Consider the following 18366-nt stretch of genomic DNA (forward strand, 5'->3'; position numbering starts at 1 on the left):
AACTTATGCCTCTCACCTCAATGCGGTTTTGCCTCTACTGAAGAGGGCAATTCCCTTACCGAAGATGAGCAATGGGCTAAGGTTGACTTAGTAGTACGTACAGCCAAGAAGATCTGGGGCTAATTAAGTACAACTAATCAGTATTAGCGCAAATTAAATCTGACTGACAAAAAGCAAAGGCCAAATTGTGCATGAATATTTGTTCATGCCTCTTTGGCCTTTTATGTGTCCATTATCTATGAAGTCAGCTTTGCTCTGCTACCTAACTAATATGAAGGCAGCTTTGCTCAGCTACCTAACTAAAATGCCTTTGAGCTTTAAGGAGATAGCATAGCTTACGCTTGAACAAGAGCGCTATCTTAAGATGCTATTAATCTAAAGAGCCTTGTGCTGCTGGCTTGGCCTCATCAACATTGAGGCTATCATCATAAGGCTCAGGGGATTGCACCACATCTTTGCTCTCATCGATGGCTGGTGTCTTAGGCTGAGAGTCCACATCCCCCTTAAGTAATTCAGAGCGCTTAGGTTTGATAGTTTCAGGTGCTCTTAAGACACCTTTGCCTGTTGGGCAGCTATAGGCACGGCCAGATAAGAAAAACTCAGTTGGAGCCATGCCGCTTGGACCATGTAAAAATGGGCCGTCGTCATAGAAGAAAAAGCCTGGCATGACACTCATATTGGTCTCAACTAAGTGATTACCACCAAGCTGAGCCGTCTTAAGCTTGAGCAGACGACGTGCTGATTCTAAATTGACTGCGCCATAGTGATTGTTAACATCACCAACGAAGGTACATCCCACTACCTCACTAGGCATAGCAGTAACAACCGAGGCTATCATATCCTCTTCTTGCGGAGTATATGCAGCGCATCCATTAAGAACTAAAGCAGTGGTAACACCTAAGGTTACGTATGCGTACTTAAGCTTACGATTATTCATACAAACTCCAAAAGGTTATGCCTCAAAAGATGCATATGCTCATAGTATATGGCAAATGTAAGTAGCAATGCCTGTAAATATCTTATGCCTCAAAACTTAGCTGAGACTTTAAATTTTAAGATCGCCGCGTCACAACTTAAGACAAATAGCCTTTATCAAGATCTAAAGCCATGCACCGCTCTTAATACTCGCCGCTTTGCTCTAGGATTACAAATGGCATTGGTGCTCTATGATTAAAAGCAGCAGCCATGCACTCATGGTAAAAGCAGCGGCTATGCACTCAAATTAAGAGTTGCTCCCATGCTCATGGAGCACTAATTGCGGCCATGTTCATAGAGCACTAATTGCGGCTATGCAAGGTACGCTTCATAGACTTTGCTTTGAAGAGGTCTAATGGGGTATTGAGTAATTGCTCCTCAAAAGACTGCAAGCACAGCTTTAAAATCTCCATATCCTCAGGAGGCATCTTGTTGAACTTGAAGGAAGAGATCTTGTCATTGCCCTTGTAATACACCGAGAGTTTGAGCTGATTGCCTTGAGGGCTAACAAGCTCAACTTGCTTTAAGTAGTTCTTATCCTCAATTGCACCAACCTTAAAGCCAAGTGGGGTAAGGATATTATTAAGGCGCTTAGCAAAAGGAACCACAGTACCCATTCCTGCCTCAACACTACCTTGAGCACTTAGCTGATTGTTTTTAACTGCCTTAAGAGCAGTATCCTCATCAACTAAGGTTAAGTTTTTATTGCGCTTTAAGAGGCGATTAGAATCACGCTCATTTTGCTCAATATATGCCTCAACTTGCTCATCACTCTTAAGCTGAATATTGTGGATAGAACTACCCACTAAGTTCTTGAGCAAATAGAAAACCTCTTTTGCATCCTCAAGCTCAGATGAGGTCTGTACAAAGGAGACCAAATCTCTTTTGTTATAAAACACAGATAACTTAAAGCGCTCGCCATCTTGTGTCTCCATAAAACACAGCTTTTGGTAGTTACGATCTTCAATACGACTTACGTGCACTCGAGTCGCTCTTAAGATCTCTTGTAGTGCTGCACCAAAGTCTCGACGTAAACCTGAGTAATACTCCTTTTCCTCAGCACCACGAGGTTTCATATAAGAGCTACGAGTGTACTTAATACCAGTAGACTCTCTACGCTCTTTTGGATCTACATGCCACTGAGCAGTGTTTTCTAATACCGACAGACGCTTATGACCCTCAGCACTAATACGCTCATGCTCAATTAAAGCCTCTTGAGCACGCTTGTTTTCAAGCTCAGTGTACTTAGGACCGTCATCATCTTCTTCATTTCTATTCTTTATAAACTTGCGCAGCTCTTCAGGTATACCTTGCTCCCATGGCGCAACCTCATCAGAAAAGCCTGCAGTACTGTCTGTAGCTCGCAAAGCTCTTCCATAGCCACCTTGCGTCTCAAGTAAAGGCATGCCTTTTCCTGAGGAGAGATCTTTACCCTTTAAAGAGGCATAGTGCTCATCATTATCGCTTTCAGACTGCAAGGCCTCATAAGCCTCCAATATGCCATCAAAATCTAGCTCTTCATCCTCACTAGCCGCACTATTTTGAGCAGACGAAGAGCTCAATGTGCTACCACTATTTTGAGCGTTGTCAGATAGACTTTGAGAACTAGCTGCATTAGCACTAGGAGTATGAGTGCCTACAGCACTTGCCTCACTAACTACAACGCCATCAAAACTATCTTGTGCTACAAAAACCGAATCATCTATCTTTTGCTCGTGCTGCACTGTAGCAACACAGACGCTATCACCATGTCCTGTAGCATCATCCCAAGGCGCTCTCTCATCGCCCGCACCGCTTGCATTAACTTCACTACTTGCAGATAAATCATTACTTGCAGCCCCATCCTCAGAATCTGTTGCAACCTTCTTATCTTGTGGTGGCATAACCATGCTCTTAGGATGTGAAGCCGAGGCATCTGCGCTTTGAGCATGCGGTGCCGAAGTATCAACGCTCTGAGTATGAGGTACTGTGCTATCAACGCTCTTAGCATGCGGGGCCGTGGTATCAACTCTTTCTAAATGAGCCTCATCATAAGCGCCTAAGACCGCATCATACTCTTGCCATACTTGAGTGTAGGCATCATGAGCTTTAGCCCCTTTATAACTATCATTATCCATAGCAAAACTACGGCTAGCGTAATTCTCTGATACGTATAGATGAGCTGGCGATGAGGGGGCGGCAACATCAGGTGCTAATGTACAAGGAGGAGCTGAGGCTTCTAAGACAGTAGCCTTAGTGCTAGTTGCATTGGCGCTAGCGCTCTTAGCTGTGTGCATTGTCTTGCTAGCACTCGACTTAACCTTACTAGTAGTGCTTGAGGCTACTGCAGATGATACAGTGGTACTCGCTAATACAGGTGCTGTCGCGGATACTGGGGCAGTTGCGGCTACTGGTACATTTGCGGCTAGCTTCGATGGCTCAGGGGTTGGGGATGATGCGGATGTGCTTGAGCCTTTAGGATGCTTACTAGTGGCCATGTACTCATCAATACGCTGTTCCATGGACATGTTAGGCACGGTATTTTGCGTGCTTTTAGGACGTGATGAGACCTTTCCTAGATCGGACATGCTTACTACACGAGTGGTAGGAAGTAAGTCTTTGTAGTCACTAAAAGCCATAGCTATTTCCTAAAAGATCGAGTCTGATAAAAAGCACCCATATGATTAAAGTGTGCTTGATGAGCCTAGATTACACTAGATTTTTGCACCATTGCCATGCAATTGTAGGCCTATATTGTTTTTGCAAGCTTAGCATAAGCGGGGCTATAAGCTCATGCTCTAAAACAAGTGAAACTTAACAATATGGCCACAGAGTCTTATTTTCTGTGAAGCCCATGAGGTTATTTTTAGCTACATATATTTGGCAAGCCTAAGAAAAACGTGATGATGTTTAAGCCGCATTTGTTAAAATAAGCGCCCAACATATCCTCATTGCTGATAGTACAGCTAAAAAACTCGAGGATAGGTTCTTGTGGTCTTAATCTTAGCTAATTTCTTGAGCCTCTAGACCCAAAGTTTTTCTTAGGACAAAGCCAATGCTTACCAAACTCACTCTAAAGCTCTACAAATACACTGATACAGATGCTTGGGCAAGGTTATGCCATACCAAAACAGGCATATTCTTAGTCTCAGTAGTGCTAGGTGCCTTAGGAACTTTAGGCTTTGCTCCATACAATAATTGGGTAGTTACTTTAGCTACTCTGGCCTTTGAGTTCTTCTTTGTCTCAACCTTTAAGTCCTCTAAGCGCGTGTTCTTTTCATTGCTGTTGTACTTTACAGCCATGAACACTTTCACCTTAGAGTGGCTTAACTATGTTATGACTGGCTTTGGCGGCCTACCACCAATTGCCTCTTACTCAATTGAGACTCTCTTCTCTGCCTATTTAGCTATCTTCCATGCCTGCCTTGGCACTCTAGCCTTTAGACTGTCCATGCGTCGCATCAAGAAAGATGAGCTTGACACTGGCAATAGCCATGGCAAGGATAGCGGTGCTAGTACGGCTAAAGACAGCTCTGCTAGCGCGGCTAATGACAACTCTGCCTATGCAAGTTCCGCTAACGACGCTAGTGCCCAGTGCGATACTAAAACTGCAGATGCTGATGATTTTGATGATGAGGAGGCTGTAGAGGCACCACCTCCTGCTTTTTCATCTCGACCAGTACCTGCTGAGTCTAGTGCATCTCCATCAAAGATGCAGGATATGCCAAAACACGGCATCTCAGCTGGTTCTACTCGTTTATATCCAATTCTTACACTTAAAGATGGCATTGATCGCCGCTTCTTTAAGAATGCGTTTTTATTAGGCTTTCTGCCAGCAGCTTTAGTTCTTGCTGATTACATCATCGGTGTACTCTTTACTGGTTTCCCATGGATGTATGTTGGCTATACCACCGTTGATAGTCCTTTTGCATCCTTTGCCCCATTAGTGGGTGTACGAGGCATTAGCCTTCTGTTCTTTATCTGTGCGGGCGCTATTGCTCTTGCTATTGAGCGTCGCTATGTCTATCTGCCAGTGGCTGGCTTTATTTTCTTTGTCAGCATCATCATTATGGGTATCAAATACGTTACCCCAATGGAGCCTATCAAGGTTGCAGGTATTCAGGGCAATATCGAGCAGAGCATCAAGTGGGATCCTAACCATACTATCCCAAGCATCAAGAAGTATATGAACCTTACCTCTCCAGAATTAGGTAAGAATGATGTAGTAATCTGGCCTGAGTCAGCCATGCCTGTATATGTACAGCAGATTGTGCCTCTGCTTGATGATCTTAACTTTTTGGCCAATGAACAAGAAACTGCCTTGTTAATGGGTATCCAACGTGTTACTCCAGACAAGCTCAGCTATAACTCCATGTATGTTTTTGGTCAGAGCAAGAATCTCTTTGATGCGCAGATTTACGACAAGCGCCACTTAGTGCCATTTGGTGAGGTAGTGCCGTTTGAAAACCTCACTCGTCAGCTAGGTTCGATCTTTAATTTCCCAATGTCATCCTTTAGCCCAGGTGCACTTGATCAAGAGCAAATTTATATTGAGAAGTTCGATCTTAAGTTCATCCCTGCTCTTTGCTATGAGTCTATCTTCCCTGAGTTAATGCTCTCCATGCATTCAGATGAGACCAATGGCATCATCATGATCTCTAATGACTCCTGGTATGGCGATACCCGTGGCCCGATTGAACATTTATCTATTGCGCGTATGCGTTCTATGGAAATGCAAAAGCCAATGATCCGCGTTACAAACTCTGGTATCACTGCCTATATCGATGAGCTCGGAGCTATTGTAGAGCGCTTACCATCTGATGAAGAGGGCGTACTGCACATGCAATACGTTCCAACCTCTGGAACCACTCCATACGCTAAGGGCGGTATCTACATTTTCATCGTCATGGTACTTGCTACTATTGCCTTAGGCTTCATGCTGCGTCGTGTCCGTCAAGATGCTGTCCAACAGCAGTTTAACGACATGATCCGTCCATAAATCTTCTTTAACGATCTCGGTGTGGCCATAATGACCACACCTTGATCAATTCTCCATAGCACCTGCCTTCAAAATGCAGAGACTATGGCTAATCCTCAAGCTACACTGCACCTCAAAGGCTTAGGCAGCGTCTTGTGTGATCCTATACAAGCGATTGTAGCGATCTTATGATCCTGTCTTTTAGGCTTGCTCGATCACATGTTAAAAAGTGACGATCGCGATCTTTAAACTTTCTTTACAAGATCACGATGGATCATCAGCGCTGTAGCTAATGATGTTTGCACTATGCTAAAAACTATGGATCTCAAGGCTGATCGATCATGGCACAAAAATGTGAAGATCGTGAACTTTAATCTTTTTTCACCTCGATACTACTCAACATTGCATGGGCCTTAGTGCTATTCTATTAAGATATCTTTACGCGTCTAAAGTACGATCTGATATTAGACTTTAGTACGCTAAAAAAGGCTAATTTGCGGTCATTGGCCGCGATGAACCTAACAATTTTTAACTTTTTTGCCTGACAAGAAGCCATTTTGGTCGGATAATAAGCAAGTTATACATGATTAGGCTATAGATATCAGAGCGCGATATCATTAAAATGGTAGGTGCTTATCTGATTAACATGGCACGCAAACTTTTTTACAACGCGTGTCTTTAGTCTAAGTAAGCTCAATAGTTTTAGTGTGGCCATCTAGCTCACTAGGTGCTTTGTTCTTGTGCCAAGTGCGTATCAAGGAAGGATATATGCGCGAGATTTTCTTCAGCAGTTCACGTGTTCTTACTTACATCATCAAGAGATGCTATCTGAAGAACTACCCAATTAATCAGGCCAAGGCACAGCGCCTGTTATACTGCTCTTATGGCAGCGTCATGGCTTTATTTGACATGCGTTTAACCGACGAGCGTCCTATTACTTGGGAAGCAGGCCCAATTTTCCCTCGTGCACTGTTTGACCACATGCACCATCAGCTCAACTTTGCTGATCCACAGAATCCATTAGAGCAGAACCTCTGCCAGCCAGCTATCCTCTACGTTATCGATCAGACTGTAGACAACTTTGGCGCAATGGCAGCTGAAGAGCTCACCGAGTTCTTAACCGCTCCAGGTACCCCATGGTACGAAGTATCCAACAAGGGTGAGGACTTAGGCATCATCATGAACGATGAGCTTATCCGTAAGTACTTTGCTGAGCACGTAGTAAATCCTGAGGCTTACTGCGGCCCAACTATGGAAATCGCTATCAGCCCTAACGAGCCAAGCGACAGCATCTGGGCTTAATCCTCATTTGTCTTTCATAGGCCAAGCGTGCCTAACCTAGCACTCTAAGAGCCTCTATGAATGCAACAAGCTTTAAATCCTTCCTCCGCCAGGGCCTCTTAACCTGGCGGTATTCTTTTGTATTCTCTTTTTTCCCCATCAAAATACTGCCATCTAGCTAAAAGCAAATCATCAGTACTCATCTGCAGCTTTTGCTATTTTATTTATCTGCCCTTGCTCCCCACTTACTCATAGTCGCCCAACTGACTTTGCGTGAAATGTTAACTACCCTATCTTTTTTAGTGCACTAAAGTGTTTATCTACCATCACATAATCCCTTATGTATCTAGGATTTAACCCAGTTAGGGCCTATCAAAACACTCAACTATGTGACCTAGTCGGGAAAACCGCTAATATCTTGACTAAGACATAGCTCCAATGCCTATCTAGCGCGGTTTCTATTGTCTTTGCGTGCTAAAATGTTTAAGCGATGCGTGTATGTCCATGCTTTGACAGCTTCTCTTGTGATTTATAGCCTTAAAGTCAGACAAAAAGCTCCTATCCGTGCGCTTTTGTCTTCAATAGAGCGAGCTTGGTCTTTAAAGGCGTGGTGAATAGTGCAGTTGACCGCCAAAAACTTGCACTTTATTCACGGCTAACACCATCAGATGCTGACTTGCTTGTGTCAGCAAGCCCTTACATTGGTTTAGGTCTCAGGTTTTTTAATGAGCAACAACGTTGATACCCGCCTACAACGCACTAATGCATCCGTAGGAATCAGTGGCAAATCCGTAAAAGAGTCGCGTGAAAAAGATGCTAACACCTCATCTACACAGATGAGCCGTGCTGCTACCACACGCTATTTAAACTCCTTATCTAGACAACAAGATGACGTAGGGGATACCCTCTCTCGCTCAATGAACAAGCTCAATCAGAGTTTGTCTCATGCTGCCTCGAGCAATGAGGAAGTTGCAGTTGATGAGCAAGCTGAAAAGATGGCGGTCTATACCAAGCTTGCCGGCAAAATCATTAGCCGTGATGCCAATTTACAGGATAAAGTTGCTCATAACCTGTCTAGTGGCTCTAATACTGTACGCTCCAAAGATGCTGTAGATTCTCTGCAGCAAGCTATGAGCAAGATGCCTTCAAGCCTGAAGGAAGGTACACAATCTGGTAAAGATTTAGCCAAGTTCATGGTGGAAAACCTAGTTACTTTAACTGACACCAAGAACATGGGTGCAGGCTTAGAGCGTGATTTAGCAGTACGCCAAATCACTGTGCCTAAGCATGCTCCAAACAGCCGTGTCCAAGCTGCTAGTGACAAGGTTTTACAAGCATCTATCGAATACATTAAGAGCAATCAGCCCGAGGCTTTAGCCAAAGAAGCAGCTCAGGCAAAATCAGGCCAAAGCGCTAATGCCTCGACTGCCAATAGCACTGCAAACGTTAATCTCAATAGCTCACAAGATAGAGATGATGCCGAAGTTGCAAACTCAACTTACACTCAAAGCATCATCAAGCAGCGCCGCGATGCCCAAAATACTAAGGATGTTGCACAGCAAAACACCAAGGATGTTGCTTCGCAAAGTCCTCAAGATCGTATTAGCTCAGAGATCTCCAAGCGCATTCACAGCTTAATCTCTCAAGCAGCTGCTAGTGCTAAGCAAGGCAATTTAATTCAGCTCACTCCAGAAGAGGCCAAAGCTTTTGATAAAGCCGCCTCAAGCCCATCTAATAGCAGCTCAGTTGAACGCTTTTTAACCAAGACAACTACATCAGCTCCTGAAGCTCCACTTTCAGAGGGTAAAGCACGTCCTGCTATCGACAATACCAATGTTCGTCAGTTATCCCTGTCCGAACTGTCAGCCCGTGCATCCAAGCTGCAACAAGAATTTAGAACCGAGCGTCACCGTATTGCTCAAGAGGGTAAGCTTCCAGATCCAGCACAGATGACTAAGGTCGAAATCAAAGTCGACGTACGTCCATCTCAGGGACAAGCCACCACTCAAAGTTCATCTGACCCGCGTGCCAACGGTGCTAGCACCTCTGCAGCTGCAGATCGCGTTTTAAATGGCGATAGCTCTAATACCAAGACTCTGTATACCTCAGAGCGTAGTGCCCCAACTTTATCTGATACAGCCGCCAAAGCTCGTGAGCTCTTAGCCCGTGCTCAAGCTCGAATTGCACAGCAACAAGTTGCTGAGGGCAATACCAAGGATGGCTCTAAGATTGCGACCCAAGCTAATGAGCCGGCCACCAAAGATATCAAGGCACCAACTGCTCAAAATCAGCAGCCTACCCAAGCTCAGGCTGACAAGGCTCCAGGCACTCAAAATCAGCAGCCTACTCAAGCTCAGGCTGATAAGGTAGCAAGCAGCAACGCTAAGCTTACTGATGCCCTTAAAAACATTAGCTACAGCTCTATTGCTGAAGATACCAAGGTCATCAATCAGCTAAAAGCTCAGGCTCAAGCCCTTGAGCAGCTGCAGTCTAAGGTTGCACAAGAGCAGCAAGCCACCACAGCCTCAAAAGATACTGCTACCAAGCCAACTCCTGATGAGTTCAAGTCACAGCTAGCACCAAGCAATGCTGCTACCAAGGATATCAAGGGCCCTGTTACCCAAGATGGCAAACTCCCAGGTGCCCCAGATAAGGCCCCAGCATCTAGCGACAAAGCACCTGTTGCTGACAAGGCCCCTGTTGCAGATAAGGCTCCAGTAGCTGACAAGGCTCCTACTGCCTCAAGAGACAAGGTTATTACTCAGGATAATAAGCTCCCTGGCGCTCCAGATAAGGCCCCAGTTGCATCTGACAAGGTGCCTGTAACCAAGGACATTAAGGTTCCTGTACCTCCACAGGATGGCAAGCTACCTGGTGCCCCAGAAAAAGCCCCAGCAGCTGATAAAGCACCGGTTGCAGATAAGGCCCCAGTAGCTGACAAGGCTCCGGCTGCCTCAAGCGACAAGGTTATTGCTCAGGATAATAAGCTCCCTGGCGCTCCAGATAAGGCCCCAGTTGCATCTGACAAGGCCCCTGTAACCAAGGACATTAAGGTTCCTGTACCTCCACAGGATGGTAAGTTACCTGGTGCCCCAGAAAAAGCTCCTGTTTCAGATAAAGCTCCAGTTGCTGACAAGGCTCCGTCCGCCTCTAGCGACAAGGTTATTGCTCAGGATAATAAGCTCCCTGGCGCTCCAGATAAGGCTCCAATAGCATCTGACAAGGCCCATGTAACTAAGGATATTAAGGTTCCTGTACCTCCACAGGATGGTAAGTTACCTGGTGCCCCAGAAAAAGCCCCTATTTCAGATAAAGCTCCAGTTGCAGACAAGGCTCCGGCCGCCTCTAGCGACAAGGTTATTGCTCAGGACAATAAGCTCCCTGGCGCTCCTGAGAAGGCCCCAGTTGCATCTGACAAGGCCCCTGTAACTAAGGATATTAAGGGCCCACTGCCTGAGATCAAGCCAAACACCATCATCACTAAGGAGAGCCAAGAGCCACCTAAGGTCGTATCCAATCTTATGACCAAGGATGCATCTTCAAGTAAGGATGCTCCTAGTGATAGATCACATGTAATCTCTCGCGAACAGGCTTTAAAGGAGCGCACCGATATCAAAGCTCCTGATCGTGCCCAAACTTTAGATGCGACCACACAATCTAAGACTAAAGAGGCTCGTGCTGAGAATCTTAAAGAACAACAGCTTAAGAACGAGCAAGTTGTAGAGAAGAGACTTGAGCAAAAGGCTGAACGTGCTGAACGTATTAAAGAAGCCGGTCAAGAGTTTGAAGAGTTTAAGCAGCAGCAAAACGAGAAGTTAGTTGCTGCCATGCGCGACAACGTCGATAAGTCTGCACAAATCGCTGCTAACCTTGCAGCTCAAGGAGCTCAAGGCAAGGCTAATGGCGCAGCAGGTACTGCAAGTGCTTATGACACCTTGTCTGTAGATAAAGAGCAATTTGCCAAGATCTACAAGAACATCACCTCCGTTGATGATCCTGAACATCAGCAGCAATTACGTTCTGAGATCAAAGCTGCAATCGATGGCAAGGGTGCTGTTGTCCAAGATAAGGCCACTATCAGCTCTCAAGATGCTGCCACTAAGGATGTAAAGGGCAATACTCAGTCTTTACCACAAGGCACTGATGGCAAAACGCTAGCCCAAGATAAAGCTGCAGCTAGTGCAGATCAAGGTGTCTTAAAGTCTACTAATCAGGCTATTACTGAGCATCAGTCACGCACTCAAAATGCATCTCAAGAGCAAAGTGCCACTAAGGATATAAAGGCTCCTGCTCAGCAACAGCAAGCACAGGCTCAACAACAGGCTAATGCCCAGCAGCAAGCTCTGCAACAAGCCGCCGCTCAAGATGCAGCAGATGCTAAGCAGACTGTAGCGCAGCAAGCTATTGATAAGGCTGCACAGCAGCAACAGCAAGCCCAGGCCCAACAGCAAGCCCAAGCACAGCAACAGGCCAATGCTCAGCAGCAAGCTCAACAATCTGCTCAGGCTCAGCAACAGGCAAATGCCCAACAGCAAGCTCAGCAGTCAGCTCAGGCTCAGCAGCAGGCTAATGCCCAACAGCAAGCTCAGCAATCAGCTCAAGCTCAGCAACAGGCTAATGCCCAACAGCAAGCTCAGCAGTCAGCTCAGGCTCAGCAGCTGGTAAATGCCCAGCAGCAAGCTCAGCAATCTGCTCAGGCTCAGCAACAGGTAAATGCCCAGCAGCAAGCTCAACAATCTGCTCAGGCTCAGCAACAGGCTAATGCCCAACAGCAAGCACAGCAACAAGCGGCTCTGCAGCAGGCAGTTAATCAGGCTGCCAATAAGCTTCATCATACTGGCCACAATGTTACACAGCAGGCAGCGCAGCAAGCTGCAGCTCAGATTGTGCAGCAATTAGGCGGTAACGCTAATAACATTCTGAATGCATCCCAGGCCATGACTGGTATGACTGGCAACCACGGTTCTATCTTTATGCCTGGTGCAGCTGGCTTTACCAATATGACCACTCTTGATGAAGAAACTCTGCAAGATGAGATCATCAAGAATGTTATGCACACTGTGCCATCTGATGAGCTTGATGAGTTTAGCCTCAGAGGCAATGCACTTGGCGAGCAAGCTTTATCTGGTGTAGTTGCTGATACTGACTTAAACGGTCTGCATGACCATAGCTTAAATCAGCTCTTTACTGCAGGCATTACTGATAATGGCAAGGGCGATCCGCTCTCAACCTTTAATCAGGCAACTGCTGCAGCACAGATTACTACTGGTCAAAATGCACCAATCCCTGCTGAGAGCAATGTAACCTCATCAACAGCCAAAGAAAGCGGTTTATTACGCCGCTTAGCATCGTTCTTCTCACGCAAGGAAGACGGTGATATGGGCCCTGTCGATGCTACTGGCAAACCAATTGATCCAAGTAAGGCTGCGCTCAACGAGTTTAAGTCAGGTGAGTCATCTGATGCCAAGATGAGCCAGAACGTCATGCAAAACAATCTACGCATGAACTCACTGGATACCTTAATCAATCGACTGCAGAGTGCAATAAGCGATCAGGCATTGCCACCAAAGGTTCAAGAACAAGCTCAAAACTTAATGAAGGCTTTAAACAACCCTGTATCTGACTTATCCTCAGTCTCATCATGGTTGAACTTTGTAACAGGCCCAATGTCACCATCATCACCTCAAGCTGTTGCGATGCATCAATGGGCATTTATGCTCTTATGTATCCGCTTTGAGCAAATAGGTAAGAACATCGATAAGTTCTTAAAGAAGCATGGTGGCCCAGAGAAGCTGGCAAAATTAGAACCTGCTATTAAAGAACACAAAGCTTTAGCTCAGGACATGGATGATACCGCCATTAACAAGAGCCATGAGCTATTAAAGGACACCTTTACTCAAGTTGAGAGAATGCAGCAAAACCAGACACTCTCTCAAGATCAAGCTATTCCGCGTTATATCCCACTGCCACCAAATTATGAGGGTGGTAAAGAGGGTTCTATGAGTGCTCGCAAAGAACAAGATAGCGACGGCGGAACTAGCTGGCATCTTAACTTTAAGTTTGATCTTGAGAACATGGGTGCACTGCATATTAAAGTTAAGCTGCGCTTCCCTGAAATTCAGATGTCCTTTGTGGCTGAGCGCTTTGAGACCTTACAAAAGGTTCAATCCTTAATGCCTGATCTCAATGCTAAGCTCAAAGAAATTGGCCTGACCTCCACAGGATCAAGTGCACGCTTAGGCTCAGTTTCATTTGATGATGTTATATCATCAGAGGGCAGTTCAAGTAGCCAAAACTCCTCATTTAAATTTGAGGGCAATGCCTTTAACGCTGAGGCCTAATTAAGCTAATGCAATATGCGTTAGTTCTAAAAAGCTTACTTCATACGAGGGAATAAGATGTTTTCACGCAAGTCTGCATCAGGATATGATCGCAAGGCAAAGATCAATGAGGCGGTCGGCATTAGTTACGATGAGGATAAGCGCACTACACCTACGATTTCATCTAAAGGTGAAGGCGCTATGGCTGATGCTATCGTGGAGATGGCTAATGAGCTCGGCATCTATGTACATAAAGATCAGCAGCTGTTAAATCAGCTCAAATGCCTCAAAGAGGGCGAGGAAGTACCACGCGAGTTGTTTGAAGTTATCGCGCAGATCTTAGCCTTTAGCTACATTCTGCAAGGCAAGACACCTCAGTCGTATACTCGTGCAGACGGCAGCCGCGCCATTAATATCAATGCCTAAAGGCGACCAAGCATTTGTTGCCCAAGCACCATCGCACAAGCATCAATGCCTAAGATTTAGGGCCTAAATGCACTTTCTAAGAAGCAGTTCCTAAGATTTAGGGCCTAAATGCACTTTATAAGCAGCAGTGCCTAAGCTTACGCATCGCTTTGCCTAGCACTTGTAACATCCTCGTATGCGTTATAGTGCTAGTTAAGTTTGAGGTGTAAAAAAGCCCCTGTAACTTTTTAGTTGCAGGGGCTTTTTGTTGGTGCCTAGGTGCAAGAGCTATGTCTTGCACCGTCACATTAGAAAATGTTTAGAAGCTCATCTTCAAAGGCATCTGCCTGACGCTCAATATTTGAAGAGCTTTGCTGAGTTGGCTGAGCCTTATCATCAGGCTCCACTGGCTCTACATCCTTAGCACCAGAATCCTCAATACCACTACCTTGCAGCGCATTCTGCTGAGCTGCATTGTTAGCTATGCCGACATTTGGTAGCGCAGGTCCAGGAGCAAAGAGTGAGCCTTGAGGTGCTGGCTGCATATTGCCTTGACCTGGTTGAGGCATATTGCCCTGACCTGATTTAGGCATATTGCCCTGACCTGATTTAGGCATATTGCCCTGACCTGGAATTTGAGCATTGCCTGGGATTTGCGCATTTGGAGCTTGGCCTTGTAAACGCGGATCCTGATAAGGAGCATAATTCTCAGGCAGCTGCTGATTTTGTGGAACTGCATATGGCAGTTCTTCATAACCAGCCTCACCAAAGTTATTGCACTGCTTGATGTACTGAATACGATCCTCACGAGCAGGATAAGAATCCATACCTACTTCTTCACAGCCTGCAGCTAGAACGTTACCGGCCTTATCAAAGTTAGCAAAGACAATACCCTCTGGGCGCTTAAGCTCTAAAGAGTTCACACCGCGCTCTTGTAAGTAAGCTTGGTATAAACGCATCGCACCAGTAGAGCCATACAGACCAGTGGACTTGTTATTGTCATAGCCTACCCAAATGGTGGCCAGCTCATCAGAGTCCATACCCACAGTCCAAGAGTCACGGAAGTCGTTGGTAGTACCGGTCTTAGAGGCGATAGTTACACCTGGGAACATATTACCGATACGACGGCCAGTGCCACTTCTAGTAGCCTCAGTCATACCGTAGATGGCCAGATATGTATCCTTTGGATCTAAGGTACGAGGGGAGCGGTTACTACCACGCTGGTAAACAATTTCACCATCCTTCTCAATGGTACGTAAGGTGGTCAGGTCACGATAAATACCCTCAGTAGCCATACCCACATACATAGAATTGAGCTCGTATGGAGAGATCTCAGGAGTACCTAAGACTAAAGATGGATATAAAGGAATATCTCTTTTATAACCAGCAGCCTTTAAGGTATTCACCACATTATCAAGGCCAGAGCCCATGCCCACACGTACTGTAGGAACGTTTAATGACTTAGCCATTGCATTGATAACGCGAATTGGACCACGGTATTGCTTATCATCATTCTTAGGCGACCAGATATCACCATTTGGCAGTTTTACCTGTACTGGACTGTCATTAACCACAGAGCCTAAGTGATAGCCTTGGTGGAATGCAGTTAAGTAAACAAATGGCTTAATCAGCGAGCCTACCTGACGACGAGAATCTAAAGCACGATTGTAGCCGTCATACTTAGGGTTAGATGATCCTACTAAAGCACTAACCTCACCTGTTCTCCAAGAGGAGACGATCATGGCGGCTTCTAAATTGGTCTTCTTACGCTCTTTTTCAATGGCCTTGATCTGCTCAGTAACTGCTTTTTCTGCGGCAAACTGGGCTTGAGGATCAAGCGAGGTAAAGATACGGATACCATTACCAGATAAGAAGTCCTTACCTGTACGCTCCTCTTCTTCCTTGAAGCGATAGCCAATTTCAGTCTTTACTAAGCCCATAAATGCAGGGGTCTTAGAGTAATTCATCTGACCGCGCTTAATTACATTTAAAGGCTTGGCCTGCAGCTCTTCACAACGCTCCTCAGAGATATGACCACGAATACGCAGTACTGAAAGCACAGTATTACGACGGCTTAAAGCATTATCTGGATAACGCCATGGATCATAGTATGAAGGACCTTTGATAAGACCAACGAGCAGAGCCATCTGATCTAAAGAGAGCTCGGAAATTGGTACGCCAAAGTAGAAATAAGAAGCTAAGCCGAAACCATAAATACCTGCATTGCCATTTTGGCCGAGGTAAATTTCGTTCATATAGGCTTCTAAGATCTGATCTTTGGTGTAACGATGATTCATGGCAATGGCCATGAAGATCTCTTTGATCTTACGAGAGTAGCTACGCTCATTAGTTAAGAAGTAGTTCTTAACAAGCTGCTGCGTAATAGTAGAACCACCCTCAACCACACGGCCTGCAATCGCATTCTTAACCGCAGCACGGGCAATGCCTAATGGATTGATACCAAAGTGATCGTAATAGGCACGATCTTCAATCTCAATTAAGGTAGTAATGAGCTGCTGTGGCACCGCATCTAAGGAAATGAAGATACGATCCTCTTCAGGATTGATACGGTTAATACGGTCTAATAAAACTGGATCCATGCGCATGAATGCCAGCTCTTGGAGAGTTTGGGCATTTAAAATGCGATTCACACGCTTGCCATCAAACTCAACCATAACAGGCAGAACCTGCTCTTCACCGTCTGGGAATTTGAACGGACGCTTAATTAAAACAACACGGCCAGTTTTCTTGTTAACTGCGTATTCACCAGGCTTCTTAGGCGATGCTACCTCACGATACTGCAGCATCTTAAGTTCATAGACCATCTGCTCTAAAGACAGACGCTGCTCTGGATAAAGTTCTAAAGGACGTGAGTAGACAACTGCTGGTAATACCCACTTGTCGTCCACTTCATAACCTGAATACACGATGTTATCAAAGTAGATAAACATCATGGTAGCAAGACCTAAACCCACAATACCAAGCTTGATGCCTAAGGACATGCAATAGCGAGTAATACGACCTAATCTTTGACCAATAGTTAAAGGTGGAATTAAGCCTGCCTTACGATCGGCTTTTTCCTGAGCCTTACGCGCCTTACGCATACGACGGCGTTCACGCCACTGATAAAGGAAATTACCCTCAATCTCCTCTTCATTGTCGTCGGTATAACTTACTGCATGGCGTGAGGAAGCATCAGAAGCATTGCTCTCTTGCTCTTGTGAGCTTGCATCTTTCTTTGAAGATAGCTTGGCACTCTTATCTTTGAGGGCTTCAAGCTTAGCCTGAGCGGCTTCTTTAGCTGCAGTGGCACGGTTTAATAATTGAGATGCAAATGAAGAGCGCTTACCCTCATCATTTGATGAGTCACCAATCTCATTGTGCAGTGCATTCGCACTAGCCTTTTCCTCAGCAGCTTTGCGCTTTAAAAAGCGAGCCATTGGCTTATCTGTGCTAACCTTACTAGCTCCTTGCTCTGAAGAGCTTGCGCTCTTAGCACTGCTAGATAAAGTAGTTGCACTTGAGGCAGAAGCATTAGCACCACCAGATCTTACTTTGGCTGCAGCTGCTCTTGCTTTAGTAGCTTGATCTTGAGCGTGTTGTGCCATAGCACGTGACTGTTCAGCAGCGGCTTGTGCGGCGTTAGCTTGATTGTCTAGCGCGGTATTAGCTGCATGGGGAGCTTTTTGATGTTGAGTGTAGTTTTGCTCAGCGCGTGGTGGAGTCTGTGCTGATGGGACTTGATGGAATTTAGCCTGATGCGCATGACTTGCATTTGTATTTGCAGAGGTATCAGTAGCGCTAAAGTTACCGGCCTCAAAGAGCGGTAAGTTATCAGTGTTTGCACTCTGATCCTGAGGCATACCACCAAAGGTAGGCTCTAAACGACCTCCGAAAGTCGGCTCCTGACGATCGTTCAGGCCGTGTGATTGTCTACCATGCTTGTCTTGCATAATCCTAAAGTGTCCCCTGTCAACGAGCGCAATTGTTGCATCTGACCATACTTGCCAAACCGGGGCCTATGTATGCCCATGAGCTCGCTGTAGTGCAATAAGCCACATTACCCACTAGCCTAATCATCTTGCTAAGACTCATAGCAAACTTGTTAACTATCAGGCTTGATTAACTTACATGACCTTACTCAGGTCTAAGATGAAAAATTCCACGCATTATATCAAAGCAAGAGCTCAATACCCTTAGTTATCAGCGCTACAAACCAAAAAAGTCAGCAATAAAACACAATAGCCACTCCATTTGTCAACAAAATTCCCCTCGTTGAATGTTTAACGTGTTAAGAAACGATCTTTGCACCTAAATAATACGGTCCTTTTCAAACACGCGGTGGATAAAAGATCAGTGCTGTTGAGTTTGTAGGCTAAAACATTAATTCTGCGTGCATGTCTTTGTAGGTTAGCTTATCTTTTACCT

7 protein-coding genes are annotated in these 18366 nt (G+C 45.4%); 4 read left to right on the forward strand and 3 right to left on the reverse strand.

Annotated features, from left to right (window positions below):
- Positions 1 to 370 precede the first annotated feature (370 nt).
- Both RDO37_RS02195 and RDO37_RS02200 read right to left on the reverse strand, forming a co-directional pair.
- Complete coding sequence (locus RDO37_RS02195) at positions 371 to 937, reverse strand: hypothetical protein (protein ID WP_308497960.1); 567 nt, start codon at positions 935 to 937, stop codon at positions 371 to 373.
- 340 nt (positions 938 to 1277) lie between these two features.
- A complete protein-coding gene (locus tag RDO37_RS02200; RefSeq protein WP_308497961.1) occupies positions 1278 to 3593 on the reverse strand; it encodes a hypothetical protein in 2316 nt (771 codons plus the stop codon).
- Between the two features lie 416 nt (positions 3594 to 4009).
- Between RDO37_RS02200 and lnt the strand changes: the two genes are divergently transcribed.
- The 4 genes from lnt to RDO37_RS02220 all read left to right on the forward strand — a co-directional run bounded on the left by lnt (position 4010) and on the right by RDO37_RS02220 (position 13959).
- A complete protein-coding gene (lnt, locus tag RDO37_RS02205; RefSeq protein ID WP_308497962.1) occupies positions 4010 to 5953 on the forward strand; it encodes an apolipoprotein N-acyltransferase in 1944 nt (647 codons plus the stop codon).
- 747 nt (positions 5954 to 6700) lie between these two features.
- Positions 6701 to 7234 carry a Panacea domain-containing protein gene (locus tag RDO37_RS02210; protein WP_027940012.1) on the forward strand — a complete coding sequence of 178 codons (534 nt, stop codon included), beginning with the start codon at positions 6701 to 6703 and terminating at the stop codon, positions 7232 to 7234.
- Between the two features lie 704 nt (positions 7235 to 7938).
- Positions 7939 to 13554 (forward strand): hypothetical protein, encoded by a 5616-nt coding sequence (locus RDO37_RS02215; protein WP_308497963.1) that lies wholly within the window; start codon positions 7939 to 7941, stop codon positions 13552 to 13554.
- A 57-nt stretch (positions 13555 to 13611) separates the two neighbouring features.
- A complete protein-coding gene (locus RDO37_RS02220) occupies positions 13612 to 13959 on the forward strand; it encodes an EscU/YscU/HrcU family type III secretion system export apparatus switch protein (protein ID WP_044121238.1) in 348 nt (115 codons plus the stop codon).
- A 287-nt stretch (positions 13960 to 14246) separates the two neighbouring features.
- Here the strand turns inward: RDO37_RS02220 and mrcB are convergent, their stop codons facing one another.
- Entirely contained in the window at positions 14247 to 17891 is a 3645-nt protein-coding gene (mrcB, locus tag RDO37_RS02225; RefSeq protein ID WP_308497964.1) for a penicillin-binding protein 1B, read from the reverse strand.
- Positions 17892 to 18366: the final 475 nt, after the last annotated feature.

This window comes from uncultured Anaerobiospirillum sp. (genome assembly GCF_902485895.1).
Lineage (GTDB): Bacteria > Pseudomonadota > Gammaproteobacteria > Enterobacterales > Succinivibrionaceae > Anaerobiospirillum > Anaerobiospirillum succiniciproducens.